This window comes from Pseudoalteromonas sp. L1, assembly GCF_021728095.1.
Classification (GTDB): domain Bacteria; phylum Pseudomonadota; class Gammaproteobacteria; order Enterobacterales; family Alteromonadaceae; genus Pseudoalteromonas.
In genome coordinates, this window is record NZ_JAKKCT010000006.1 from 155,173 (window position 1) to 179,812 (window position 24,640).

The 24,640-nt window shown below is 41.5% G+C and carries 23 protein-coding genes; 9 read left to right on the plus strand and 14 right to left on the minus strand.

Annotation, left to right across the window (positions count from 1 at the left end; translation table 11 throughout):
* Window positions 1-13: 13 nt before the first annotated feature.
* Together murU and L3V38_RS17475 are read right to left on the minus strand one after the other, a co-directional pair.
* Window positions 14-679 (minus strand): N-acetylmuramate alpha-1-phosphate uridylyltransferase MurU, encoded by a 666-nt coding sequence (gene murU, locus L3V38_RS17470; protein WP_237120156.1) that lies wholly within the window; start codon window positions 677-679, stop codon window positions 14-16.
* Window positions 676-1,677: a phosphotransferase gene (locus tag L3V38_RS17475; RefSeq protein WP_237120157.1), complete on the minus strand. Its 1,002-nt coding sequence runs from the start codon at window positions 1,675-1,677 to the stop codon at window positions 676-678. The genes murU and L3V38_RS17475 overlap by 4 nt, the downstream gene beginning before the upstream one ends.
* Window positions 1,678-1,780: 103 nt before the next feature.
* Here L3V38_RS17475 and lptD point away from each other — a divergent pair, with 103 nt between their 5' ends.
* From lptD to L3V38_RS17510, 7 genes are all read left to right on the plus strand, one after another.
* Window positions 1,781-4,027: an LPS assembly protein LptD gene (gene lptD, locus L3V38_RS17480; RefSeq protein ID WP_237120158.1), complete on the plus strand. Its 2,247-nt coding sequence runs from the start codon at window positions 1,781-1,783 to the stop codon at window positions 4,025-4,027.
* Window positions 4,028-4,063: 36 nt separating this feature from the next.
* Window positions 4,064-5,356: a peptidylprolyl isomerase SurA gene (surA, locus tag L3V38_RS17485; protein WP_062570089.1), complete on the plus strand. Its 1,293-nt coding sequence runs from the start codon at window positions 4,064-4,066 to the stop codon at window positions 5,354-5,356.
* A gap of 5 nt (window positions 5,357-5,361) precedes the next feature.
* Window positions 5,362-6,354 (plus strand): 4-hydroxythreonine-4-phosphate dehydrogenase PdxA, encoded by a 993-nt coding sequence (pdxA, locus tag L3V38_RS17490; RefSeq protein WP_130150732.1) that lies wholly within the window; start codon window positions 5,362-5,364, stop codon window positions 6,352-6,354.
* Window positions 6,351-7,157: a 16S rRNA (adenine(1518)-N(6)/adenine(1519)-N(6))-dimethyltransferase RsmA gene (gene rsmA / locus L3V38_RS17495; protein WP_130150731.1), complete on the plus strand. Its 807-nt coding sequence runs from the start codon at window positions 6,351-6,353 to the stop codon at window positions 7,155-7,157. The genes pdxA and rsmA overlap by 4 nt, the downstream gene beginning before the upstream one ends.
* The gene (gene apaG, locus L3V38_RS17500; protein WP_036965974.1) at window positions 7,141-7,530 is read left to right on the plus strand and encodes a Co2+/Mg2+ efflux protein ApaG; all 390 of its coding nucleotides are present in this window, start codon (window positions 7,141-7,143) and stop codon (window positions 7,528-7,530) included. The genes rsmA and apaG overlap by 17 nt, the downstream gene beginning before the upstream one ends.
* A gap of 6 nt (window positions 7,531-7,536) precedes the next feature.
* Window positions 7,537-8,352 carry a symmetrical bis(5'-nucleosyl)-tetraphosphatase gene (locus tag L3V38_RS17505; protein ID WP_237120159.1) on the plus strand — a complete coding sequence of 272 codons (816 nt, stop codon included), beginning with the start codon at window positions 7,537-7,539 and terminating at the stop codon, window positions 8,350-8,352.
* Between the two features lie 142 nt (window positions 8,353-8,494).
* A complete protein-coding gene (locus L3V38_RS17510; protein WP_237120160.1) occupies window positions 8,495-10,510 on the plus strand; it encodes a methyl-accepting chemotaxis protein in 2,016 nt (671 codons plus the stop codon).
* Between the two features lie 377 nt (window positions 10,511-10,887).
* Here the strand turns inward: L3V38_RS17510 and L3V38_RS17515 are convergent, their stop codons facing one another.
* The 5 genes from L3V38_RS17515 to rplU all read right to left on the minus strand — a co-directional run bounded on the left by L3V38_RS17515 (window position 10,888) and on the right by rplU (window position 13,795).
* Entirely contained in the window at window positions 10,888-11,262 is a 375-nt protein-coding gene (locus L3V38_RS17515) for a DUF3718 domain-containing protein (protein WP_062570084.1), read from the minus strand.
* Between the two features lie 79 nt (window positions 11,263-11,341).
* The gene (folA, locus tag L3V38_RS17520) at window positions 11,342-11,833 is read right to left on the minus strand and encodes a type 3 dihydrofolate reductase (protein ID WP_237120161.1); all 492 of its coding nucleotides are present in this window, start codon (window positions 11,831-11,833) and stop codon (window positions 11,342-11,344) included.
* A 66-nt stretch (window positions 11,834-11,899) separates the two neighbouring features.
* A complete protein-coding gene (gene cgtA, locus L3V38_RS17525; RefSeq protein WP_130150728.1) occupies window positions 11,900-13,051 on the minus strand; it encodes an Obg family GTPase CgtA in 1,152 nt (383 codons plus the stop codon).
* Window positions 13,052-13,208: 157 nt separating this feature from the next.
* Window positions 13,209-13,466 carry a 50S ribosomal protein L27 gene (rpmA, locus tag L3V38_RS17530; RefSeq protein WP_054551015.1) on the minus strand — a complete coding sequence of 86 codons (258 nt, stop codon included), beginning with the start codon at window positions 13,464-13,466 and terminating at the stop codon, window positions 13,209-13,211.
* A gap of 17 nt (window positions 13,467-13,483) precedes the next feature.
* Complete coding sequence (gene rplU / locus L3V38_RS17535; protein WP_036965957.1) at window positions 13,484-13,795, minus strand: 50S ribosomal protein L21; 312 nt, start codon at window positions 13,793-13,795, stop codon at window positions 13,484-13,486.
* Window positions 13,796-14,205: 410 nt separating this feature from the next.
* Here rplU and ispB point away from each other — a divergent pair, with 410 nt between their 5' ends.
* Window positions 14,206-15,177 (plus strand): octaprenyl diphosphate synthase, encoded by a 972-nt coding sequence (ispB, locus tag L3V38_RS17540; protein WP_237120162.1) that lies wholly within the window; start codon window positions 14,206-14,208, stop codon window positions 15,175-15,177.
* 95 nt (window positions 15,178-15,272) lie between these two features.
* Here ispB and mdh read toward each other — a convergent pair whose 3' ends face one another.
* Window positions 15,273-16,208, minus strand: coding sequence for a malate dehydrogenase (gene mdh / locus L3V38_RS17545; protein WP_130150726.1), 936 nt, complete (start codon window positions 16,206-16,208; stop codon window positions 15,273-15,275).
* A 225-nt stretch (window positions 16,209-16,433) separates the two neighbouring features.
* On the opposite strand from mdh, the gene argR reads away from it, so the two are divergent.
* Entirely contained in the window at window positions 16,434-16,901 is a 468-nt protein-coding gene (gene argR / locus L3V38_RS17550; RefSeq protein ID WP_062570079.1) for a transcriptional regulator ArgR, read from the plus strand.
* Here the strand turns inward: argR and L3V38_RS17555 are convergent.
* The 6 genes from L3V38_RS17555 to lpdA form a co-directional block, all read right to left on the minus strand.
* The gene (locus tag L3V38_RS17555; protein WP_130150725.1) at window positions 16,898-17,797 is read right to left on the minus strand and encodes a Dyp-type peroxidase; all 900 of its coding nucleotides are present in this window, start codon (window positions 17,795-17,797) and stop codon (window positions 16,898-16,900) included. The genes argR and L3V38_RS17555 overlap by 4 nt on opposite strands.
* A gap of 62 nt (window positions 17,798-17,859) precedes the next feature.
* Window positions 17,860-18,903, minus strand: coding sequence for an ABC transporter ATP-binding protein (locus L3V38_RS17560; RefSeq protein ID WP_237120163.1), 1,044 nt, complete (start codon window positions 18,901-18,903; stop codon window positions 17,860-17,862).
* On the minus strand, window positions 18,900-20,534 hold the full coding sequence (locus L3V38_RS17565; RefSeq protein ID WP_237120164.1) for an iron ABC transporter permease: 1,635 nt from the start codon (window positions 20,532-20,534) through the stop codon (window positions 18,900-18,902). The genes L3V38_RS17560 and L3V38_RS17565 overlap by 4 nt, the downstream gene beginning before the upstream one ends.
* Before the next feature lie 77 nt (window positions 20,535-20,611).
* On the minus strand, window positions 20,612-21,616 hold the full coding sequence (locus tag L3V38_RS17570) for a Fe(3+) ABC transporter substrate-binding protein (protein WP_130150722.1): 1,005 nt from the start codon (window positions 21,614-21,616) through the stop codon (window positions 20,612-20,614).
* 788 nt (window positions 21,617-22,404) lie between these two features.
* Window positions 22,405-23,046: a DTW domain-containing protein gene (locus tag L3V38_RS17575; RefSeq protein ID WP_130150842.1), complete on the minus strand. Its 642-nt coding sequence runs from the start codon at window positions 23,044-23,046 to the stop codon at window positions 22,405-22,407.
* A 169-nt stretch (window positions 23,047-23,215) separates the two neighbouring features.
* Window positions 23,216-24,640, minus strand: a complete 1,425-nt coding sequence (gene lpdA, locus L3V38_RS17580) for a dihydrolipoyl dehydrogenase (protein ID WP_062570074.1) — start codon at window positions 24,638-24,640, stop codon at window positions 23,216-23,218.

A 24,640-nucleotide genomic window follows, 5' to 3' on the forward strand; every position in this document is an offset into this window, starting at 1 on the left:
CAATGCATCCTCTTTAAAAATCTTGAACAGCTAAGCGCTGATTTAACTCATCGAGCCTAGCTGGCGTGCCAATATCATTCCATTGACCAATATACAGCTCAGTTGACACGCGATGTTCAGCTAATCTTTCACGTAAAATAGGACCTAACGCAAGCACGCCAGCAGCAAGGTCTTTAAAAAAGTCACTATGATATCGGCTAATTCCAGAAAATGTATACTTCTGACTCTCAGGGCTCATGTGGCTCAACGCAAAGTCTCCTGTAAGGTTATGGCTTGGGTTTTCAACCAGTACGATATGCGCCTCACCAGAGTGCAAATGTAGCTGAGTTAATGAGCTAACATCATAATCAGAAAATACATCACCATTTATCACCACAAACTGCTCCCCAAGCAAAGGAAGCGCGTGGATAATTCCCCCAGCGGTTTCAAGCCCGCCTTCGGGCTCTTGGCTGTACTGAATATTCACACCAAAAGCAGCTCCATCACCAAAGTGACTTTTTATTTTATCGCCTTGCCACGCAAGATTAATGACAATATCTACAATACCTGCTTGACGTAAATTATTAATATGGTGCTCAAGTAATGGCTTATTAGCAACCTTGAGCATTGGCTTTGGTAGGTGCTCGGTCAGTGGCATCATCCGCTTGCCACGCCCTGCAGCTAAAATCATTGCTTTCATTTTATCTCTACCGCTAATCGCTTTTCAGTTAAAGGAATAATGATTGTTTCCATCCATTCACGTAATGTTTCAAGCTCAGGGTATTCCTTACTTACGCTGCTAATGTATTTAAGGGTGGGCAGTACATTATTCAAATAACCTGACTTACCATCGCGTAATTTTAAGCGGCAAAATATGCCTGCGGCTTTTAAGTGACGTTGCACACCGGTTAAATCAAACCAGCGTTTAAACGCTGAAAATGGTACGTCATTGATAAGTTGCTGCGCGATAAACTCGTCATAAGCATAGTGTAATAAATAGTCGAGTTCTTTTTCTGGTAATTGAAAATAGCAATCTCTTAATAAAGACACGAGATCGTAGCAAACAGGTCCTTGCACTGCGTCTTGATAATCAATAATCGCCCACTGCTGGCCGGTACGCATAATATTACGGCTGTGAAAATCACGGTGCACTGTTACTTTAGGTTGTTCAAGGGCATTATTTATTAGTAACTCACATACTCGCTGCCACATGCTTTGCTGCTCATCCAGCATCGTGTAACCAATAAATGCATCGACTAACCATTCTTTAAATATGCTTAGTTCAAACTGTAAAAATTCACTATCAAATACTTTCATATGCTGGGCTGGCGGGATTTGAGCCCATTGCGCACTTAATTTTATTAAATGTTTATAATGTGAGGTGCGATCATTATCGCCAAGTAAATCAGCTAAGTGTGTATTACCTAAGTCACTTAATAAGAAAAACCCTTGCTTCTCGTCTGCTTGAAGAATTTTTGGTAATTTAAAGCCATGCTTAGAAAACACTTTATTAAGTTCAATATAAGGTGTGTTATCTAATTTATTTGGGTCTGAATCCATGACGATATAGCTATGATCGCCCGTATTTACACGAAAATAGCGGCGAAAACTTGCATCACCAGTAATGGCGGCTAACTGATATTCATCCTCTTTAAAGTGAGGATTTAAAAACTGCTGTAAACTTTTATAACGATTCATTTAGTAAGATATCTATTTTTCACTAAGTCAATTACTGTATTTGCCATTGTTTTCCTTTATTATGTCTAGCTTATATCCAACCAAAGAGCATTAAGGTCATTAAATGAGCAAAACCTGGGGCATAATGATGCTAAGCGTACTTAGCGCACCATCGTTCGCCGAAACTGAACTGACACACAATTTTTGTGGCACTTCAATGCAAACCAGAGCTTGGCAACCGCTCCCAGGCCTTGAACTTAATATGATCGATATCAAATCTGATGATATTGAACTATTGGGCACCCAAAGCGCAGAATTTACCGGCAACGTAGATATTAACACCCTAACGATGAATTTGTCCGCACAAAGTGCACTGATTGACAAACAACGTGGTCTACTTAATGCAACTGGGCCTATCGTCTATCGCGATAAGGTAAGCCAAATTAACAGCTCGGGGCTCAATGCTGATTTAAATAATTCAGAGTTAAGCTTACTGGGTGCAGACTATAAGCTCACCGACCAACTTGGTCATGGTGGTGCAGAAAAACTAACGGTTAACCAGTCTGGCCTAAACCTGATGAACGCAAGCTTTACTACCTGCCCTGGTGAAACACCCGTGTGGACAATCGAAGCTGATAAAATTGATCTATCAAGTGATGATGGCTGGGGCGAAACCCATAATACAGTTCTGCGTGTGTTTGATACGCCCGTTTTATACTTACCGTATTTTACGTTCCCGTTAGATGATCGCCGTAAGTCAGGTTTACTCACACCAAACTTCTCAAGCTCAGGCCGTTACGGTATTGAAACCATCACCCCTTATTACTGGAATATAGCGCCAAATTACGATGCGACTATTACCCCACGTTATATGTCTAAACGTGGTTTACAGATGATTGGTGAGTTCCGCTATCTGACTGAACATAACAATGGCTTAGTTGCCGTCGAATACTTAGATAAAGATGACGAAGAGCCGAATGTTGACTCACGTTATTTATTCCACTGGCAACAGCAAAGCTACTTTGGCGAAAATTGGCGTGGTGCAATCGATGTAACTAACGTCAGTGATGATAATTACCTAACAGATTTAAATTCAAGCTATGCAACGCGCACAGATACTCAGCTTTACCGCACAGGTTCTTTGACGCATTTAGGAGAAACGTGGCGCACCAATATCAAATTACAAAGCTTTGAGGTATTGGGAGATCATAAAGATTCATACGCCGCCTTACCACAAATCAGTTTCTCGCAAACTGATGCCTACGATTTTTATGGTGTCGATTTGACCCTTGATGGCGAATTAAGCTATTTCACCAATGATAATGCTGTGATTGATGAAGCAAGCCGTCTTCACATTGAGCCAAAAGCAAGCTTAGGTTATCAAGAATATGCGTGGTCGTTTTTATCTGAGGTCAGTTTACTGCATACAGAATATAATCAGCATGGTGATTTGAGCGGTACTAATTTTGATGAAAAAGTCACGCGTACCCTGCCAAAAGTTCGCTTATACAGCCAACTAAACTTTGAACGTGAAACCGCTTTTTTCTTTAAAGACGGTATACAAACTCTAGAGCCACAGATCCAATATTTGTATACACCAAATAAAGACCAATCAAATATTGGCCTGTACGATACCACTAAATTACAAGACGACTTTTTTGGTTTGTTTCGAGATCGCCGCTTTTCAGGTATCGATCGCATTGCAACAGCGAACCAATTTACACTCGGTGCAACAACGCGTTTATTTAGTAGCGATAATGAAGAAGTCTTTAATTTTAGTGCGGGTCAAATATTCTATTTAAGCGACGAAGCAAAACCAACATCTCAAGGATTAGGCACAGATACCAATTACAATGCCTTGTTTGCAGCGCAAACCATGTTACATTGGCACCGTCGCTGGTATTTGTCTGGTGGTATTCAATATGACACCGACGGTAAAGAAATCATCCAATCTAATGTCACATTAGATTATAAAGGTGATGATAAACAGCTTGTACAATTGAACCATCGCTATGCAAATGATGTCTCAGGCAATACAATCGAACAAGTTGGTTTATTTACGAGTATTCCACTAACAAAAGATTGGCAATTTGTTGGTAGCTACCACCGCGATTTAGAAAGTGGTCGTAGTATTGAAGTTTTCACCGGTCTTCAGTATGAATCGTGCTGTTGGGCGTTTCAAATTACAGGCCGTCGCCAAATCGAAACTGATTTGAATCAAGCGATAGGCCAAGAACAAGCTACTTTTGATACCAGTATTGGTTTTAATATTGTATTAAAAGGGCTTGGAAGTAAAAGCCGTTATGATGCGCAAAAATTATTACAACAAGGTATTTTTGGCTATCGTAGACCGTATTTTCTTAATAACTAGTACCGCAGTACTATTAGCAAGAGTATTAGAAAAAATATGAATTTTAAAAAATTATTTGCATCTGCATTATTAACAGTTGGCCTATGCCAAAGTGTTTTCGCCAAGCCTGTCGAAATTGACAAAGTAGTTGGCGTGGTTAACCAAGGCGTAATTTTACAAAGTGAAGTCGACACGATTATTAACCGTGTTAAAGCGCAAGCAGCAGAACAAGGCCAAGAGCTTCCTTCTGATGACACCTTGCGTATTCAAGCAATTGAGCGTTTAGTAAACCAAGCGCTTATGATGCAACTTGCCGAGCGTATGGGTCTTGAGATTTCTGATTCACAACTTGATCAAACTCTTGAAAACATGGCGCGTGAGCAAGGCGGCAGCATCGCTGATTTACGTCGCACGATAGAAGCGTCAGGTGAAAGTTTCCCTGCTTATCGCGAAGAAATCCGTAAAGAAATAACAACCCAGCAAGTGATGCGTGCCAATGTAGATCGCCGAATTTATATTAGCCCACAAGAAATCGATAACCTTTTAAAAATCATGGAAACTCAGGGTAAAAATGCCGAAGAGTATGACATCGGTCACATCTTGATTGATATCCCAAGTGATGCAACACCTGATGAAATTGCGAGCGCAAAAACTCGTGCTGATAAAGTCATCGAGTTCTTAGAAGATGGTAAAGAATTCAAGCGTATTGCAATTTCATCATCAAGTGGCTCAAAAGCACTTGAAGGTGGTCAACTAGGCTGGATGAGCATCAATGAAATGCCCTCTCTTTTTGCTGAGGCAGTAAAAGGCCATAAAAAAGACGATATTGTTGGCCCACTTCGTTCAGGCGCAGGCTTTCATATTATTAAAGTTCAAGACGTACGTGGACGCCAAGTTGTTGAAACAACAGAAGTACGCTCTCGCCATATTCTTATCAAGCCTTCAATCATCTTAAGTGAAGAGAAAGCCCGTGATATGCTAAAAGGCTTTGCAAAAGAGCTACGTGAAGGCAAAGCTGACTTTGCAGAGCTAGCAAAAGAATACTCTGAAGACCCTGGTTCAGCATTAAAAGGTGGCGAGTACGACTGGACTGATCCAAGTACCTATGTACCTGAGTTTAAAAATACACTTCTTTCATTAGAAAAAGATGAAATCAGTGAACCATTTAGAACACAGTTCGGTTGGCACATTGTACAACTTTTGGGCAAACGCGTAGCAGACAAAACAGAGCTGGCAAAACGTAACCGTGCTCACCAATTACTGTTTAACCGTAAATTTAAAGAAGAAAGCTTCAACTGGCAGCAAGAAATGCGTGAACAAGCCCATGTTGATATCTTTCCGGCAGAATAAACGTCATGACAATTAGAGTAGCAATAACCCCTGGTGAGCCTGCTGGCATAGGCCCAGATTTACTTATAAAACTAGCTCAACATCAATGGGATGCTCAACTGGTTGTGATCGCTGACGGCGCGCTTTTAAAAGAGCGCGCTAAGCAACTAGGATTATCAATCGACCTAATTAAGTTTGATGAAAATCAAGCGCCAACAACGGCTCCTGCAGGGAGTGTTTATTTACATCAAGTTGATCTTGGTGCAGAGGTTGAAGTTGGCGTGTTAAATGATGCCAACGGACAGTATGTCTTAGACACGTTACGTATAGCCAGCGAAAAAAACATGGATGGCACCTTTGCTGCTGTAGTCACTGGCCCCGTGCATAAAGGTATTATCAATAAAGCGGGTATCTCATTTAGTGGTCACACTGAGTACTTTGCTCAGCAATCAAATACCGCCGATGTTGTTATGCTATTAGCCACTGAGGGCTTACGTGTTGCGCTTGTTACCACGCATATACCACTGGCTTATGTATCGCGAGCAATTACAGTAGAACGTCTGAGCAAGGTTGCCACAATTTTAAACCATGATTTACAAACCAAATTTGGAATCGAAAAGCCACGTATCTTAGTGTGCGGTTTAAACCCGCATGCAGGTGAAGATGGCCACCTAGGCCGTGAAGAAATCGAAACGATAACACCAACACTTGAGCTTTTAAATAATCAAGGTATGAACTTAATAGGGCCATTACCCGCCGATACCCTTTTCCAAGATAAATATTTATCTCAGGCAGACGCGGTACTCGCAATGTATCACGATCAGGGATTACCTGTGCTAAAATACAAAGGTTTCGGCAATTCAGTTAACATCACCCTTGGATTGCCATTTATTCGCACATCAGTCGATCATGGTACAGCTCTCGATCTCGCTGGAACTGGTACAGCTGATGTGGGTAGTTTTGAATTAGCAATCCGCGAAGCGATTAAGCTCGCCCATGAAAAAGCACAAAATCAATGACAGATAAAGTACATTTAGGACATCGCGCCCGTAAGCGTTTTGGTCAAAACTTTTTAAATGATGACATGATCATCGACAAAATAGTCACGGCTATTGATCCTAAACCTGAAGACAATTTAGTAGAAATCGGCCCAGGCCTTGGGGCTATTACTGAGCCTGTGGCTGAGCTAAGCGGCCATTTAACTGTTGTTGAACTAGATAAAGATCTAGCCGAGCGTTTAACCAGTCACCCTTTTTTAGGACCTAAGTTAACTGTGCATCAAGGTGATGCGATGAAGTTCGACTTTAGCTCTTTGATAAAAGCAGATGAAAAGCTAAAAATTTTTGGTAACTTGCCTTATAACGTCTCAACGCCGCTACTCTTTCATCTATTTGAATTTGCAGACAATGTTGAACATATGCACTTCATGCTACAAAAAGAAGTGGTGAAGCGCATGGTAGCAGGCCCTGGTAGCAAAGCATTTGGTCGTTTAAGTGTGATGACCCAGTACTATTGCCACGCAATGCCAGTGATTGATGTTCCGCCAGAGTGCTTTAAACCTGCGCCTAAAGTTGACTCAGCGGTCATCCGTTTAATCCCTAAAAAGCCTGAGCAACGTAGTGCAAAAAGTACCAAACTATTAAATACAGTCTGTTTAGAAGCATTTAATCAACGCCGTAAAACATTACGTAACAGTTTATCAAACCTACTTACAGCTGAAGAGCTCACAAGTATTGGCATTGATATCACGCTTCGTGCAGAAAGCCTGTCTTTACAACAATTTATTGATATAGCTAATTGGATTTATGACAACAAGCAGTAATCTGGGTTCACCTATAAAAGTCTCTGTGGAGACCTTTTATGTTGAAGGGCAATCAGAACCTGAACAGGATAAATACGTTTTTGCCTACTCTATCACTATTAAAAACCACAGTCTGTGCAGTGCTAAGCTATTGAGTCGTTATTGGTTAATAACGGATGCTAATGGCAAAGAAGTTGAAGTACAGGGCGAAGGTGTTGTTGGTGAAACTCCAACCATTGCCCCTGGAGAAAGTTACAAATACACCAGTGGTGCTGTGCTCGATACACCTGTTGGCACGATGCAAGGCTATTATACGATGCGCAATGAATTCGGCACTGAATTTGAAGCCCCCATTGACGTATTTCGTCTAGCTCGCCCTAATATTCTGCATTAAGTAACAATGGCCGACTACGCAATTGGTGATCTACAAGGCTGCTATTTTGAATTTAACAGGCTTCTCGAGCGTGTTAACTTTAATCCAAGTCAAGATCACCTTTACTTAGTCGGTGATATTGTCGCCAGAGGCCCTGACTCTTTAGCTTGCCTTGAACGGCTTTATAATATGCAAGGCAGTGTCAGTATCAGTTTAGGTAATCATGACCTACATCTTATTGCCTGCCATTATTTAAACAAGCTGGCAAACCCAAAAGATAAACTCGGCCCTGTTTTTGACAGCCCTAAACGTGCTGACTATATCAAGTTTCTTCAGCATCAACCTCTTGCAATTTGGCTTGCACATCACGACACTTTTATCAGCCATGCTGGCTTAAATCCAAACTGGTCCATTAAAAAAGCGCTAAAGCGGGCACAATTTGCACAGACTTGCTATCAAGGACCTGATGCTATCCATTACTTCACTCACATGTACGAACCACACCCCACTGAGTGGCAATCGACTTTGAGTAAAGAAGCCAAGTTTCGCTATATTGTTAACTACTTTACACGTATGCGCTTTGTCGATAGTGATGGCAAGCTTGAGTTAAATAACAAAACCAGTGTTAGTGACAATAGCTCAATAATACCTTGGTTTGAGCACCCTAATATTTCACAATTAAAACAACACCTTGTTTTTGGTCACTGGGCTGCCCTTGAAGGGAAAACCAATAAAGAAAATGTGCATGGACTTGACACAGGTTGTGTTTGGGGTGGGAGCATGACACTTATGGAACTCGCACAAAAGAAGCATTTTATCGAAAGTTCCCACTCTTTCATCTAAAATAAACTGAAAATTAGCTGAACATCTGTTAGATTTATAACAATTAAAGTAAATTTAAATTAAAGCTAATTAAATTTAAATACTTAACTTATTGGCAACCCTGCCGATAAGTTTGGATTAGTACTCTTTTGTGGAATTATTTATGAACTTGACCGTTAGACAGCGTATTTGGGGTGGCTTCATTGTCATTACGTTACTCCTGCTATTTATTGGTGGTAACTCATTGATCAGAATTACCAGTATTGATCAATCAACACAGCGAGTGAACCAACTATCGTTGCCTGCTCTAGACAAAAGTTATGAATTACAGGTCGAGTTCATTTTAATGAGTAAATCAGCTCAAGCGAGCTTTTATTCAACCTCTCAAGATGAGCTTGCAGGCTTACGAAAAAGCTTTAATGAGCAGAAAAAACGCTACGATAGCTCATACCAAGACCTACAAGATGTTGTTAGCAACGATCCTGAACTTAAGCAAAGTAGTCAGCAAGTTGAGCAAACCTACAAACGCTTTGTTAAATCTGTAGATAACTTATTTGCCGATAAGAAAACCCAATTAGAACTTAATAAGACACTTCGCACTCAATTAGAAGAGATTGAGCTCAGTGCTGAAGACGCCAACTCAGTCGTGCTTGATATTATTGACATCGATGGACTTGAAGAGAACAACTCACGCGCTTATCAAGCAGCCAATAGCATGGAGAATAATTTTCAGTCTGTGGTAACAAATAGTACCGATATGCTAACGGTTAAAACCCACAACACCCTCGATATCATAAAAAATGAGCAAACATACTACCTTGAAGAAGTTGAGCGTAGTTTAGGTTTAATCCGCCCTGCTATTATTGATAGCAATGCGGGTTTATTTAATGATCTGAACGGCTACTACGAAGCACTGGCTAAAAATGTAAAAGGTAATAATAGCTTATCTGCAAATAAAAAGCGTTTGATTGATGCTATTGCACAAACTCAAGCTGAGCTGGCAAATGCAGAAAAGTCGACGGCAGAAGCTCTAAAGCAACTTAAAGAGCTCGTAGATCAATCGACCGTGCTTGCTTTCGACTTACAACAAGATGTAAGTGGCAATGTATCTACAGCAACTATTTGGACTTGGATTGCCATGGTTATCGCAACTTTACTTGCCATTGCTGTTGCAGCGATTACCGTTAGTCGTATCACTAAGCCACTTGCTGAAGTAAACCGAGTACTCGATATTGTTGCAAGTGGCGATATGACACAACGTTTAGATGATACTGCCAAAGATGAGTTTGGTGAGTTATCGCGAAGCTGCAATACACTAATCGAAAGCTTGCGTACACTTATCCAAGGCATTATCTCTCGTTCAACTCAGCTTGCGGCGGCATCTGAAGAGACTTCAGCCATCACTGAAGAATCTAGCCAAGCTATCCGTAACCAACAAGCTCAGGTTGAACAAGCTGCCACCGCAACCACTGAAATGAGCAGCACCTCACAAGCTGTAAGCAGCAGTGCACAGCAGGCATTGAGTGAAATTAAAAACGCAGATAAAGAAGCAGAGCGTGTTAAAGGTATCTCATCGCAAAACAAGGCAACTATTGAACAGCTTGCTCGTGAGGTAGATGATGCATCGCAAGTTATCAATAAGCTTCATAAAGACAGCGCGTCAATTGGCGGTATCTTAGATGTAATTCGTGGTATTGCAGAACAAACTAACCTGCTTGCACTGAATGCCGCTATTGAGGCAGCACGTGCTGGTGAGCAAGGCCGAGGCTTTGCGGTTGTAGCAGACGAAGTACGCTCTCTAGCAAGTAAAACACAAGAGTCTACGCAAGAGATTCAAGCTATGATTGAATCGCTTCAGGTTGGCGCTGAAGCTGCTGTATCGGCTATGTCGAAAGGTAAGCAACAAGCTGAATCATGTGTTGAGCAATCAGATCAGGCCAATACAGCTCTTGATTCAATCACTGCAGCCGTTGCACAAGCACATAACGTAAGTGAGGAAATATCGACAGCGGCACACGAGCAACAGCAAGTATCACAAGAAATTAGTGAACGATTAGAGTCAATCGTTGCAATCGCAGAGCAAACGGCAGAAGGAGCTAACCAGACCAACATCTCAAGCTCTGAAGTCGCTAAGCTTGCCGAGGAGCTTCGCTTATCAGTTGATGCGTTTAAAGTGTAGACGGCTACTGACAATTTAGACTACTAAAAACCGTGTTTGCCATAGCAAACACGGTTTTTTTATAAATAAAATCAGGAGTATTTGATAAATGTCTCGCGAACAGCAACCATACCAATTAGCTTAATTAACTGGCCTATTTTGAGGCAATAAAACCTCATTGGTAACAAGCAAAAATTTCGTTATTTCGTTGTTCTCGGCAATTGCTCCTGCATTGCTCTACCTCCTGCATCCACACAGTCGTAAATCAGAAATTTTTAACGCAGGTAGCGCATGTTTAATCCCTCAAAATGATTAAGTAGTATTACGGATTGGTATCACTCAGGCACAAAAAAACCGCAACATGTGCGGCTTTTCAAACGCTTTTATGACTTTTGGAATTAAAGTCCTGCGCGCTCTTTAATAACTGCGATAAGAGGCGAGCCACTATGATTAGATTCAGCCCAAGCAAGGTCTGCACCGTCTTCTAAAGAGCTTTTAGAAAGGTTTTTAACAATGTATTCGCCGGTATCATTTGCACCGCTCTCAATCGCGTGGCGAAGCATATTGTTACCATTACACTTTACAGAATCAATGATGTTACGAATTTTAATACGTGAACTTTTTAATTTACCACGTAAACGACTTTTGTCGTCCGCAGCAATATACTCACAAATAGAAACAGCTAGTTGATCATTAGCTTTAACGGGTGCGGTGTACGCAACTGAAGCCGAAACAACTGCCGCAGCTAGTAACATATTTGGTAGCTTTATCATATTTTGCCCTTATGTAATACTTTTTACTTACCAAGATTGACTATTATTGTACCAATCAATCTGATTCATCGCAATAATGTTACGAATTTTTATACAAAGTAACAAAGGTATATGAGTAAGGGTTTTTGTTATCTGGTTGCTTCTGCTCTTGCTCTACAATTGTCCAATCTGCAACATTTTTGTAATCTGGGAACTGTGTATCCCCTTCTACATCTAAGTCGATAAAGGTTAAATATAGACGTTCAGCTTGAGCAAGAAACTGCTGATAGATGTTTCCACCACCGATGATCATCACTTCATCTTCTTCTTTTACAAGGGCTAGCGCCGCTTCAGGCGAAGTCACAACCTCAATGCCTTCAGCTTTATATTCTGCATTACGGCTAATAATAATATTTTGACGCCCAGGTAAAGGTCGGCCAATAGATTCAAATGTTTTACGGCCCATAATGACAGGTTTAGCCATTGTTACTTGCTTAAAGTGTTGTAAGTCAGCAGGTAAATGCCATGGCATTTGATTATCTTGGCCAATAATACGGTTATTTGCCATTGCAGCAATCATTGAAATTTTCACATTAAATCCTAATACTTTTTTCCTAACAACAAAAAAGGAGCAAAAGCTCCTTTTTTATTTAAAATTTTAACGTTCGTAAATGACTTCAACGTCGTAGTCATCTTCGTCCCAATCATCCCAATCGTCATCATCTTTCGATGTTGCTTTTTGATGATAAGTATCCCACTTAAATTCAACTTCTTCTTTTTCTTCTTCAGCAAACTTTTCTTTTGGCATGCTATCCAATAGCGCCATAATGTCATGACACAAGGCTTGCGTATTTTGCTTATTTGCTGCTGAAATTTGATACACGTTTGTCTCTTCGCCTATCTCCTCAGCAATTTGCTTACATAAAGCCTCAGCTTCATCTTCTGGTAGTAGATCAATCTTATTAAATACTAACCAGCGAGGTTTCTCAGCAAGCTTAGGGCTGTATTGGTGTAGCTCATTAATGATAGCAAAGGCATTATCGACAGGGTTTGAACCGTCAACAGGCATCACATCAATAATATGTAAAAGTACGCGACAACGCTCTAGATGCTTTAAGAAACGAATTCCTAAACCTGCACCGTCTGATGCGCCTTCAATTAAGCCTGGGATATCAGCAATCACGAATGACTTATTAGCATCAGGACGAACCACACCTAGGTTTGGTACCAATGTAGTAAACGGATAATCTGCCACTTTCGGTTTGGCTGCTGATACGCTGCGAATGAACGTTGACTTGCCTGCATTTGGCAAACCCAGTAAACCAACATCTGCAAGTAGCATTAGCTCTAAACGTAAACTACGAACCTCACCTGGTGTCCCCAGTGTTTTTTGACGAGGGGCACGGTTTGTGCTCGATTTAAAGCGTGCATTCCCTAAGCCATGGAAACCACCTTTAGCAACAACCGTTTTTTGACCGTGTTGAGTAAGATCACCTAATGACTCTTCAGTATCAACATCCGTAATACGTGTGCCAACAGGTACTTTTAACACAAGGTCTGCACCTTTTTTACCCGTCATATTACGGCTTTGACCATTTGTGCCACGCTCTGCTTTATGAAAACGCTCAAATTGATAGTCAATAAGTGTGTTTAAGTTTTCATCAGCTTGTAGATAGACACTGCCACCATCGCCGCCATCACCGCCGTCAGGACCGCCATCCGGCACATATTTTTCACGTCGGAAAGATACGACACCGCTGCCGCCATCACCCGCGTCACAACGAATTTCTACTTCATCTACAAACTTCATGATTACTCACTTTAAGATTGGCTTATTAATAACTCTATTATACACCTAATTATATAGCTAAGCATCTTCGTACAGTGCCGAAGATGCTTAGCTATATAATCGAGTACCTTAAAACAAAAAACCCCGCAAAGGCGGGGTTTTTCAAATATCGAGATGATTACTCAGCTACGATATTTACGTATTTACGGTTTAAAGGACCTTTCTGTTCGAATTGAACTTTACCATCTGCTTTTGCGAAGATAGTGTGGTCTTTACCGATACCTACGTTAGCGCCAGCGTGGAAACGAGTACCACGTTGACGAACAATGATGCTGCCCGCTAGAACTGATTCGCCACCAAAACGCTTAACACCTAGGCGTTTGCTTTCTGAATCGCGACCGTTACGAGTACTACCAGCTGCTTTTTTATGTGCCATTTCTCAGTACCTCTAAATTAAGCGCTAATGCCAGTGATTTTAACTTCAGTGAACCATTGACGATGGCCCATTTGCTTACGAGAATGCTTACGACGTCTAAATTTAACAATCTTCACTTTCTCACCGCGACCGTGTGAAACAACCTCAGCTGTCACTTTACCACCGTTTACGAACGGTACACCGATCTCGATTTTCTCACCATCAGCAACTAAAAGTACTGAATCAAATTCAACTGCTGCACCAGTTTCAACGTCTAATTTCTCAAGACGAATTGTTTGACCTTCAGTCACACGGTGCTGTTTACCACCACTTTGGAAAACCGCGTACATAATTAACTCCGTCTGTGCGCCCTCAAATCGACGCAACTAAAATATTCTTCAATAGGGCGCGAAGTTTACGCTAATGCGCAAAAACTAGCAAGCCTCTTTTTCGATAAAATGAATAAAAAATAGCTGCATTGAGAGCAATTCAATATTTTCCCTTATTTTATCCTAAAAACGCCTCTTGCCAAGCGCTTTTTACGATCTTGTGACAATTAAATTTCAGTCACAAAACCGAGTCACCGAGGTAGTAATACCGATTACTTATTAAACAAGGTGATAAACTTAACTCCACAAATTTTGCCCTAAATAAAAAACTTTAAGGTGTTTTTTTAGTGAATCGTCACAAAATATCGAGCAAGCGCAATTTTTGATGTACAATCAGCCCCGTATACCCATAAAAATCGGCTCGGAGATCAATGGATATAAAAGCTATCCAGACGTTAATTGAAAGTGAAATGAATGACGTCAATCAACTAATACACGCCCAAATGCGCTCAGATGTCGCATTGGTAAACCAGCTTGGCTTATATATAGTAAACAGCGGCGGCAAACGTGTACGCCCTATGTTAGCTATTTTAGCGGCAAAAGCACTTGGTTATGAGGGTAAAGACCACATTACGCTTGCCACCATCATAGAGTTTATTCATACCGCAACCTTACTACATGATGATGTTGTAGATGAATCTAACCTGCGCAGAGGAACACCCACTGCTAATGCAGAGTTTGGTAATGCAGCCAGCGTATTAGTAGGTGATTTTATCTATACTCGTTCATTCCAGTTAATGGTTGGGCTGGGTAAAATGCCTATTATGCAAACACTTGCAGATGCAACGAATGTCATCGCAGAAGGCGAAGTACTACAATTAATGAACTGTAATGACCCTGACACCACAGAACAAAGCTATATGCAGGTTATTTACAGCAAAACCGCCAAATTATTTGAGGCTGCTACCGGTTTAGCCGCCATTATCACTGAGCAAGATCAACACACCCTTGATGCCTTAAACTTATACGGCATGCATTTAGGCACCGCCTTCCAGCTTGTTGATGATGTGCTTGATTACAATGCAGATGCCACGCAACTTGGTAAGAATATTGGTGATGATTTAGCTGAAGGTAAACCTACCCTACCGCTAATCTACGCAATGCAAAAAGGCACACCAGAGCAAGTTAAGCTAGTACGCGAAGCCATTGAGCTTGGTAATGGTATGGACCACTTAGAGAGCATTCTAACGGCATTAGCTGATACTAAAGCCCTTGAGTTTGCGATGCAAAAAGCAGAACAAGAAGCCGACAAAGCGATTGCTTGTATTGCTTTTTTACCAGATACACCGTACAAGCAAGCACTTGAGAGTTTAGCCCGTATCGCCGTTGCACGGGACCATTAAACTTAATTTATTCGAGCCATAAAAAAGCCTGCAATTGCAGGCTTTTTTATTATTGAAGACATCGACTAGAGAATATCCCCATTTTCATCTGGGTATTAACCGTTGATGAAATCAACACCTTCTTGAATGTCTTTGTTAAGTGTCGCTAACATATCGTTCTTAGCTTGCTCTTCAAAAGCACTTAACTCACCGTAAGAAAGGATTTCTTCAACACCGTTTTTACCTAAACGTACTGGGTGTGCGAAGTATGCTGCATCACCGTTCTCAACTGCAACGTATGCGTAATCAACAACTTCTTCACCTTGTAAGCCTTTAACTAAAGACATACAAAAACGAGCTGCAGCTGCACCCATTGAAAGCGTCGCTGAACCGCCACCCGCTTTAGCGTTAACAACTTCAGTACCTGCATTTTGGATACGTGGTGTTAATGCTGCAACTTCTTCGTCGGTGAAAGTAACACCTTCCACTTGAGAAAGAAGAGGAAGAATAGTCGTACCTGAGTGACCACCGATCACTGGAACTTTAACGTCTGTAGCGCTTAAACCTTTAAGCTCAGCAACAAATGCTTCTGAACGGATCACGTCAAGTGTTGTGATACCGAATACACGATTCGCATCGTAAGTACCCGCTTTTTTGAATACTTCAGCAACGATTGGCACAGTACCGTTAACTGGGTTAGTAATGATACCTACTAACGCTTTAGGGCAGTTTTTAACGATGCCTTCAGCTAATGTTTTGATGATACCTGCGTTTACGTTGAAAAGGTCCGCACGGTCCATACCCGGCTTACGCGGCATACCCGCTGGGATAAGAACGATATCACAACCAACTAAAGCATCGTCTAGGTTGTCAGCACCAAAGCCTTCAACTTTAACGTCTGTTGGGATGTGAGAAAGATCAACCGCTACACCAGGAACAACAGGGGCAACATCGTATAACGATAATTCAGAACCTGCAGGTAAACTTGTTTTTAATAATAAAGACAATGCTTGGCCGATACCGCCAGCTGCGCCTAAAACAGCAACTTTCATTGGAATTCTCCGTAATTTGAGGTAGGAAATACTTGTGGCCCTAAAGATAATGAAATTAGCGACTAAAAACAAATTTATCCTGCTTATTTCGCATATAATTTCGACCATAGTTGTAAACTATGCTGTAAAGTGTCTTCATTTGGCCGACAAATTCAAACAAATACTGCATAAGTATGCATAATTGTGTAGAATTACCTCACATTTTATGAATAAAGATACGACAGCATGCAACCTCAAGATAAACAAGAAGCACTAATCAAAGCGTTTAAATCGTTATTAAAAGAAGAAAACTTCGGCTCACAAGGCGAAATTGTAGATGCATTAAAAGAGCAAGGCTTCGATAATATCAGCCAGAGTAAAGTCTCGCGCATGTTGAGTAAATTTGGTGCGGTACGTACTCGTAACGCAAAACAAGAAATGGTGTATTGCTTACCGGCTGAAATGGGCGTACCAACAGCGAAAAGCCCACTACGTCAGCTTGTTATTGACATTATGCATAACGAAATGATGATCATCATTCGCACTAGTCCAGGTGCTGCACAGCTTATTGCACGTTTACTTGATTCATTAGGTAAAGCAGACGGTGTGCTGGGAACCATTGCAGGTGACGATACTATTTTTATTGCCCCTGCAAAGGTCTCTGAAATTGACGTTACGCTTGAGCGTGTTCGCACCTTATTCGATACAGTTTAAAGTTGCTTTAGAAAATTCACTGACGGGGCGAAAAATGCCGATCCCATATCAGCTTGTGTGAAATCAAGCCAATGATCATAATGCTCGCCCTGCCCTAAACGACTTTTCAGTACATGTTCAAACGAGTCACCTTGCGCGGCACACGACACCATAAGTATGCCCTGTTTGTGAACGTCGCCAAATGGCATACTCTGATTAAGTAATAATGGCTGACCATGCTCATCTTTAAGCTCTGACCTCACTGCATGGCTCGTTTCAATTGCCGGCACAACCAAGGTATTATCAAGGCGAGTACGCCCCATTATTTGCTCTTGCTCTGATAAAGACAAGTACTGCCACACCGTTAGGTCGTGGACAAACCGCTGCACATGAATATAACTACCTTGATCTTCAAAATGCCCTGGTTTATTGACTAGTGCCGTACTGCGTTTTTGTCTTCCGTGGGGCGTGTCGCCGGCGTAGATAAAACCATTAAAATCTCGCCCATCTAAAAAACGAAAATTACGAACTTGCTCCACCAGTTCAACATCCGGTGTAAACAATTTTAAAATTTGCAGAGCAAATAAATGATTGACGTCTTCACGGTCAGAGCGGATTTGCACAAATAAATCGAATGGTTGTGCGCTTACAACATGTTCACTGTGTGTGACATTAGGAAAGCTCTGTAATTGACTTGGAATAAACTCAGGCAATATATGCGGCCAATATTGCGCCCCAACAGCAACAACACAAGACAGCATAGCCTCAGAAAACTGATCAGAAAACTCGTCTTGTATTACATTTACACGCTTTAGTTTTTTTCGTAATGACTCATCGTGGCCATCATAGACGTTAAAAAACAGGTGCAAACCATGTAAGTTTGCTTCAGCACAAATCCCAGATTGCGCTTGCGCCATAGTGAATCCTTAGCTATTCATTATCAGGCACACAATCAACAATTTAGGATTTCACATCATGTTTAATCTCGAAAAAAATTGACCGTGTGCGGCATTATTTTTATTTTTACTGGCTGTTCGACCGAGAAAACGTGGTCTTGCTCTGCGGCCACTTCGAGCTCCTGCCCTGCAATATTAATACGGTACACATAACGCGTGCCGATAAAACGTCTTTGCAAAATAGTTAAGCCTTGAGCATCGCCATTTTCTGCTTTACACAATTGAATATGATGAGGGCGCACATAAATTTGACCTTGTACGCAATCATGGTTACCTGCATTGATTGACGATACAACCCCGAACACCGTCTCATATTCAGTTGCGGTTAATGCTTTTGCCGTTAAGTATATGCCCGTACCAAGAAACTCTGCAACCACCTTTGAGTTAGGTTGGCTAAATAACTGCTCAGCAGAGCCTTGTTGGGCTATTTTTCCACCATGCATAACAGCAAGTGTGTCAGCAAAGGCAAACGCCTCTTCTTTTGAATGGGTAACAAATACCGCAGAAACTTTTTGCGCTTTGATAATTCGGCGTATGTCGGCAATCAGCTCAAACCTTACTTGGGTATCAATATTTGAAAATGGCTCATCAAGAAGTAACAAGCTTGGTTTATAGGCAAGTGCACGGGCAATCGCGACACGTTGCTGTTGACCACCTGAGAGCTGGTGAGGATATCGCTTGGCACAACCATCAAGCTTAACTAAAGTGAGCATCTCGTTCACTCGCTCACGTTTTTGCTCTTTACTCATGTTGTTGAGACCAAACGCAATATTGTCACTCACTGTAAGATGAGGAAATAGCGCATAATCTTGAAACATCATGCCGATATTGCGCTTTTGGGGTGCAACAAAAAAACCATTATCGTTCACGACATTAGAATCGATACTCATGTAACCTTGCTCAGGCTGCAAAATTCCCGCGATTGCTTTTAGGGTTGTGGTTTTGCCACAGCCACTGGCCCCTAATAAACACACTATTTCGTCTTGCTTCACATTGAGGTTTAACCCACTCAAGACTTTAGTGCCATTATACTGATAAGCTAAGTCTTTAACTACTAAATGGCTCATGAGTGATTTTGCTCCATCGAACGATTAACGAAATACAAAGGAATAAGCCCCACTAAAACAATCAATAACGCTGAAATTGAGGCAAGCTCCAACTGCTCATCACTAACATACTGAAACACATGGGTTGCCAGTGTTTCAAAGTTAAATGGCCTTAATAATAATGCGGCAGGCAGCTCTTTCATGCATTCAATAAAAACTAGCAAGCCAGCGGTAAGAATGCCGCGTTTTAACAAGGGTAAATGAACTTTACGCAAAGTTTGCAATGGCCCCTTCCCCATTGATTGGCTTGCCATATCTAACGACGGGCTTATACGTAAGAAGCTGCTTTCAAGTGCCCCATGCGCAATCGCATAAAACCGAACAACATAAGCAAATATCATCGCAAATAAAGTGCCACTCAAAAGTAACCCAGGCGATAAGCCAAAAGGCTCAAGCCAGTTATTTAATGCATCATCTAATTGCGTTAGAGGCAACAATACCGCGATGGCTAGCACGGTTCCTGGCAGAGCATAGCCAGTACTTGCTAAACGCCCTGGGATCAAAGGGTAAGCGTGTTTAGCAATCCGCTGATAAAACAAGACCAGTAAGCTCAGTAAAATGGTTACTAGGCTCACCACAATCGCTACTTTAAAACTTTGCCAAGCGTAATTAAAAAATGCCCCATTCCATGCTTCATCCGCATACACAACGGCGTATTTAACTAACACCCCAACCGGCAAGATAAAAGCCAGTACCAGTACGACTGAGCAAGCTAAGCTTGCAGCCCATGCAGCACCGCCTTTTAAGCGATAAAGTGTTGCGCTATTAACGCTAGATTGACGCTCATACACGGCTTGATTGCGACGGCTAAAGCGCTCAACCATGATAGTTAAAAATAAAATGAGCAGCATAATACCCGAGATTTTCGCTGCAGCGGTTAAAGAGTAATAACCAAGCCACGTATCGTAAACAGCAGTCGTGAGTGTGCTCACGGCAAAGTAGTTAACTGTAGCAAAGTCAGCCATTGCTTCCATACTGATCAAGGTAATACCCGCGACAATCGCACCGCGTCCAAGCGGTAAGCTCACTCTTAAAAAGCTTTGTATTGGCGAAAGCCCCATAAGCTGACTTGCTTGTACTAGTTTAAAAGACTGCTCTCTGAGTGCCGTTTTAAAAATAAGGAATAAGTAAGGATAGAGTACCAAGGCAATCATAATAATAGCCCCAGTTAATGTACGAATATCAAAAAACCAGTAATCATCCGGTGATTGCCAACCAAACCACTCTCTTAAGGCTATTTGCACAGGCCCTGCGTAATCAAGTAGGTCAGTGTAAACATAAGCAATTAAATAGGTAGGCATTGCTAAGGGCAGCATTAGCGCCCACTCAAACTGCTTTCGCCCAGGAAAGTCACAATAAGCCGTTAACCACGCTAGCGGCAACGCAATAACACAACTTAAAAGCCCCACTCCTAGGATGAGCAATAACGTATTACGGGTATAATCCCACAGCACCGTATCGAAAAGATGCTGAAATACATCCGAATCCCCCTGTAGAGATTCAAATAACAAAAAACCTAAAGGTGTAACAAGCAGCAGGCCAATTAGCCAAGCTAAAAGCTGCCAACGCGACAGCGAAAACTTCACATGCATAAGTGGATTAATACCAGATAAAATAAAAGCTGTTAAAAAACAGCTTTTATAAAAATGTGTTACGAGAAATATCCTCGTTATAAATCAAACTTCACTTCATCAATCAGCTTCAGTGCCGCTGGACGATATTTACTAATTTCATCGAGTGGAAGACTATCTTCTTTAAACTCACCCCATGATGCAACCATCTCAGATAATTCAACCCCATTTTTTACTGGGTATTCCATATTGACTGAGGCATACATATTTTGTGCCTTATTGTCGGTCATATACTCAATCAGTTTCAAGGCATTTTCAGGGTTTTTGGCGTATTTCGTCATTACCACACCCGAGACATTAATATGTGAGCCACGATTAGTTTGGTTAGGAAAGTTAATATGAACGGCTTCTGCCCATGATTTTTGCTGTTCATCTTGCATCATTTTGCCAAAGTAGTAACTGTTACCTAAAGCGATGTCACACAAACCTTCTTTTACGGCTTTTACTTGAGCACGGTCATTACCCTGAGGCTTACGAGCAAGATTCGCCTTTACACCTTCCAGCCACTGCTTTGCTTCTGCCTCTCCATGATGAGCAATCATAGAAGCTACTAAGCCTAAATTATAGGGATGTTTACCCGAACGTGTGCATAGCTTACCTTTGTATTTAGGATCAGCAAGGTCTTCATAAGTTAGCTCAGGTAATGCCCCAACACGTTCTTTAGATGAATAAACATTACGAACACGCTTTGTAAGCGCAACCCATTGTCCATCACTATCGCGAAATGTACTTGGCACATTAGCACTGACAACATCGCTTTGAATCTTTTGGGTTAAGTTAAGATCTTCTAACTGAATAAGCGCACTAAAATTTGAAGTGAGCACAAGATCAGCCTTACTATGCTTGCCCTCGCGCTTCACACGCTCGATGAGTCCTTTTTTCGCAAACACGACATTCGTTTTGATACCTGTTTGCTTGGTAAAATCATCTAAAATAGGTTTAATCAAAAAAGGCTGACGAAACGAATATATATTTACAACATCAGCTGCAAACACGGGTGTGCTTATCAAAGCTGTTAATAATACTAAGGCTTTCTTTCTCATTTTATAGCACCTAAATAATAACGATTCTCAAGTATTTTACCTAGACTGAAGCGAAATTACACCTGTTTTACTCACAATCAAGTTATGCCTATCGCTATTTAGGAATTTACCTGTAAGACATATCTCACCTGCATGACAGTTATTGAGTAAAAAGCGCAGGTTAACACTGCAAATAAAAAAGCAACCAATTGAAAATAAAGGAATTTACATTTATTGCAATAAAATAACGCTCTATTTATGCATGACTTTAACCTACCAAGCCTTGGCTAACTCTCTATAATTACTTACATCAACTAAGCAAGACGCTTAATGAGTAAACGGAAGAAAATACATTACTCATAACCGAGGATTTAGGTTCATAAGGAAATAAAGGAAACAAGGACAGGCTCAGGAAGAGTAACGCAATGGAATGACAACCTACGGACAGCATCAGGATGATGTGGAAAGGCATAACAACAGGATGTTGTTATACAGGACGTTAAAAAGTGGAACAAGGGACAGGCTGTAAGGGCATCGCAACGGAGTTGCTAATAAAAGGATAGCGTTAGGATGACGCGTAAAGGACAGGTAAAGAATTTACCAGCAAGGATGTAAAGGACTAAAAAGGAAGTAAGGCTGGATCGCCTTAAATTGCACAGAACCAATAAGTAAAGTGCAATAGCATGGATTGGCAAAGTTTATGGAGTTGATTAGGTTCAATTGCAGGATGCAAAAAATTAAGAAGATTCCGCAAGCGCGACTAGCGATAGTACGCGCTTTTCTTTTGCCTACAATTTAGTAAAGAGTTATTACTCTGGGCGTCCCTTATTTCGCTTACCAAGTAAATACGCATCTCTGAACTTAATAAAATGTTCTTCTAGCTTTTGCGTAGCAGCCACTTCACCTGCAAGCGCAAGCACCATAATAGCAACCTCTGCGGTACCAAGCTGATGTTCATGTGGGGCAACACGCAGTCGATAATCAGAAAGTTTCTCTGGGGTAATCGAAAGCACAGGCAAATTATCTAAATAAGGACTTTTACGGATCATCTTCTTCGCTTCGCGCCAAGTACCATCTAAGAAGATAAACAATGGGCGCTTGCCATCCACAGGGGTTACTTCGGTGATCACGCGCTCTTCATCATCTACATCACTGGCAGGAAAAATAACCATAGGCTGATATTGTGAGTCTGCCAACAAGCTCAGTAAGGCTTCATCTGGATTTGTTCTATCCCATTTAAAGGCATGGTTGTCTGGCACGATTTCAGCAATTAAACGGCCAGTATTTGACGGTTTAAAACTCTCATTGTGGTACATAAGTAAGCAGACTGCCGCATTACACTCGGCCTGTTCAACACCTTCACAAATACAATAATGCTCAGCAAGCAGACAGCGCTCACACCGTGTTAGCTTTGCGCCACGAGCTTTAAATTCACGACGCGACTCAGCCATTTGTTTTGCGCGAAGTTCTAAAACAGAGTTAGTTGAGATTGTAGCCACTGCATTTACCAGAAAGTTGAACGGCGCGTATTGTAGCTAAAAATATGGGGAATAGAAATCAGTGATTAAAAAACAAAAACCCAGCCAAAGCTGGGTTTTTAAAACGATTAGTCAAAAGAACTTACTTCTTTTTAACTGCTTTTTTGTTTGGAAGGTCAGTGATTGAACCTTCGAAGATTTCAGCAGCTAGACCGATTGATTCGTTTAACGTTGGGTGAGCGTGAATAGTTAACGCTAGGTCTTCACCGTCTGCGCCCATTTCAACTGCTAAGCCGATTTCACCTAGCATTTCACCTGCGTTGATACCAACCATAGCACCACCGATAACACGACCTGAGTCTTTATCGAAGATTAGCTTAGTTTGACCTTCGGTACGTGCTGAAGCGATTGCACGACCAGAAGCAGCCCAAGGGAATACAGCTGTTTCGATGCTTAAGCCTTGCTCTTTCGCTTCTTTCTCAGTTACACCAACCCATGCGATTTCTGGATCTGTGTATGCGATTGAAGGGATGCACTTAGGATCGAAGAAGTGTTTCTGACCAGAAATAACTTCTGCAGCAACGTGAGCTTCGTGAACCGCTTTGTGCGCAAGCATAGGTTGACCAACGATGTCACCGATAGCAAAGATGTGATCAACGTTTGTTTTAAGCTGCTTATCAACATTGATGAAACCACGCTCATCAACATTAACACCTGCTTTGTCAGCATCAAGTAATTTACCGTTTGGTGTACGGCCAACAGCAACAAGTACTTTGTCGTAACGTACAGGTTCAGCCGGAGCATTTTTACCTTCAAATGTTACGTATAAACCGTCGTCTTTTGCTTCAACGCCAGTTACTTTAGTAGATAGCATTACGTTAAACTTGTTCTTAACGTATTTTTGGTAAATCTTGATAACGTCTTTATCAGCAGCTGGAACTAATTGATCAGCAAACTCAACGACATCGATTTCAGAACCTAGTGCACGGTATACAGTACCCATTTCAAGACCGATGATACCACCACCTAAAACAAGTAGTTTCTCAGGTACGTCTTTAAGCTCAAGCGCGCCAGTTGAATCGATTACACGGTCATCTTCAGGGATGAAAGGTAAGTTAACAGGCTGAGAACCCGCTGCAATAATAGCATTATCGAATGTGATAGTTGTTGTACCGTCTTCACCTTCAACAGCAAGTGTGTTGCTACCAGTGAACTTACCGTAGCCACTTACTACTTTCACTTTACGCATTTTAGCCATGCCGTCTAGGCCGCCAGTTAACTGACCAATTACAGACTCTTTCCAATCACGGATTTTATCTAGGTCGATTTCAGGCTTACCAAAAGTAACGCCGTGAGATGACATTTCTGCCGCGTCATCAATCACTTTAGCTACGTGTAAAAGTGCTTTTGAAGGAATACAACCCACATTAAGACAAACACCACCTAATGTGTTGCGAGATTCTACCAATGTAACTTCTAAGCCCAAGTCAGCAGCGCGGAAAGCCGCAGAATAACCACCAGGACCACCGCCTAGTACAACAACTTGAGTTTTTAATTCGTTGCTCAT

Excerpts from the sequence above, each read along its gene's own strand:
- rplU (WP_036965957.1), bottom strand. The coding sequence starts at position 13,795 with ATGTACGCGGTTTTCCAAAGTGGTGGTAAACAGCACCGTGTGACTGAA.
- L3V38_RS17575 (WP_130150842.1), bottom strand. The coding sequence starts at position 23,046 with ATGGCTGAGTCGCGTCGTGAATTTAAAGCTCGTGGCGCAAAGCTAACA.
- murU (WP_237120156.1), bottom strand. The coding sequence starts at position 679 with ATGAAAGCAATGATTTTAGCTGCAGGGCGTGGCAAGCGGATGATGCCA.
- apaG (WP_036965974.1), top strand. The coding sequence starts at position 7,141 with ATGACAACAAGCAGTAATCTGGGTTCACCTATAAAAGTCTCTGTGGAG.
- surA (WP_062570089.1), top strand. The coding sequence starts at position 4,064 with ATGAATTTTAAAAAATTATTTGCATCTGCATTATTAACAGTTGGCCTA.
- argR (WP_062570079.1), top strand. The coding sequence starts at position 16,434 with ATGCAACCTCAAGATAAACAAGAAGCACTAATCAAAGCGTTTAAATCG.
- pdxA (WP_130150732.1), top strand. The coding sequence starts at position 5,362 with ATGACAATTAGAGTAGCAATAACCCCTGGTGAGCCTGCTGGCATAGGC.
- L3V38_RS17475 (WP_237120157.1), bottom strand. The coding sequence starts at position 1,677 with ATGAATCGTTATAAAAGTTTACAGCAGTTTTTAAATCCTCACTTTAAA.
- L3V38_RS17560 (WP_237120163.1), bottom strand. The coding sequence starts at position 18,903 with ATGAGCCATTTAGTAGTTAAAGACTTAGCTTATCAGTATAATGGCACT.
- mdh (WP_130150726.1), bottom strand. The coding sequence starts at position 16,208 with ATGAAAGTTGCTGTTTTAGGCGCAGCTGGCGGTATCGGCCAAGCATTG.
- rsmA (WP_130150731.1), top strand. The coding sequence starts at position 6,351 with ATGACAGATAAAGTACATTTAGGACATCGCGCCCGTAAGCGTTTTGGT.
- L3V38_RS17570 (WP_130150722.1), bottom strand. The coding sequence starts at position 21,616 with ATGAGAAAGAAAGCCTTAGTATTATTAACAGCTTTGATAAGCACACCC.
- L3V38_RS17555 (WP_130150725.1), bottom strand. The coding sequence starts at position 17,797 with ATGGCGCAAGCGCAATCTGGGATTTGTGCTGAAGCAAACTTACATGGT.
- cgtA (WP_130150728.1), bottom strand. The coding sequence starts at position 13,051 with ATGAAGTTTGTAGATGAAGTAGAAATTCGTTGTGACGCGGGTGATGGC.
- L3V38_RS17565 (WP_237120164.1), bottom strand. The coding sequence starts at position 20,534 with ATGCATGTGAAGTTTTCGCTGTCGCGTTGGCAGCTTTTAGCTTGGCTA.
- L3V38_RS17510 (WP_237120160.1), top strand. The coding sequence starts at position 8,495 with ATGAACTTGACCGTTAGACAGCGTATTTGGGGTGGCTTCATTGTCATT.
- rpmA (WP_054551015.1), bottom strand. The coding sequence starts at position 13,466 with ATGGCACATAAAAAAGCAGCTGGTAGTACTCGTAACGGTCGCGATTCA.
- ispB (WP_237120162.1), top strand. The coding sequence starts at position 14,206 with ATGGATATAAAAGCTATCCAGACGTTAATTGAAAGTGAAATGAATGAC.
- lptD (WP_237120158.1), top strand. The coding sequence starts at position 1,781 with ATGAGCAAAACCTGGGGCATAATGATGCTAAGCGTACTTAGCGCACCA.
- lpdA (WP_062570074.1), bottom strand. The coding sequence starts at position 24,640 with ATGAGCAACGAATTAAAAACTCAAGTTGTTGTACTAGGCGGTGGTCCT.
- L3V38_RS17515 (WP_062570084.1), bottom strand. The coding sequence starts at position 11,262 with ATGATAAAGCTACCAAATATGTTACTAGCTGCGGCAGTTGTTTCGGCT.
- L3V38_RS17505 (WP_237120159.1), top strand. The coding sequence starts at position 7,537 with ATGGCCGACTACGCAATTGGTGATCTACAAGGCTGCTATTTTGAATTT.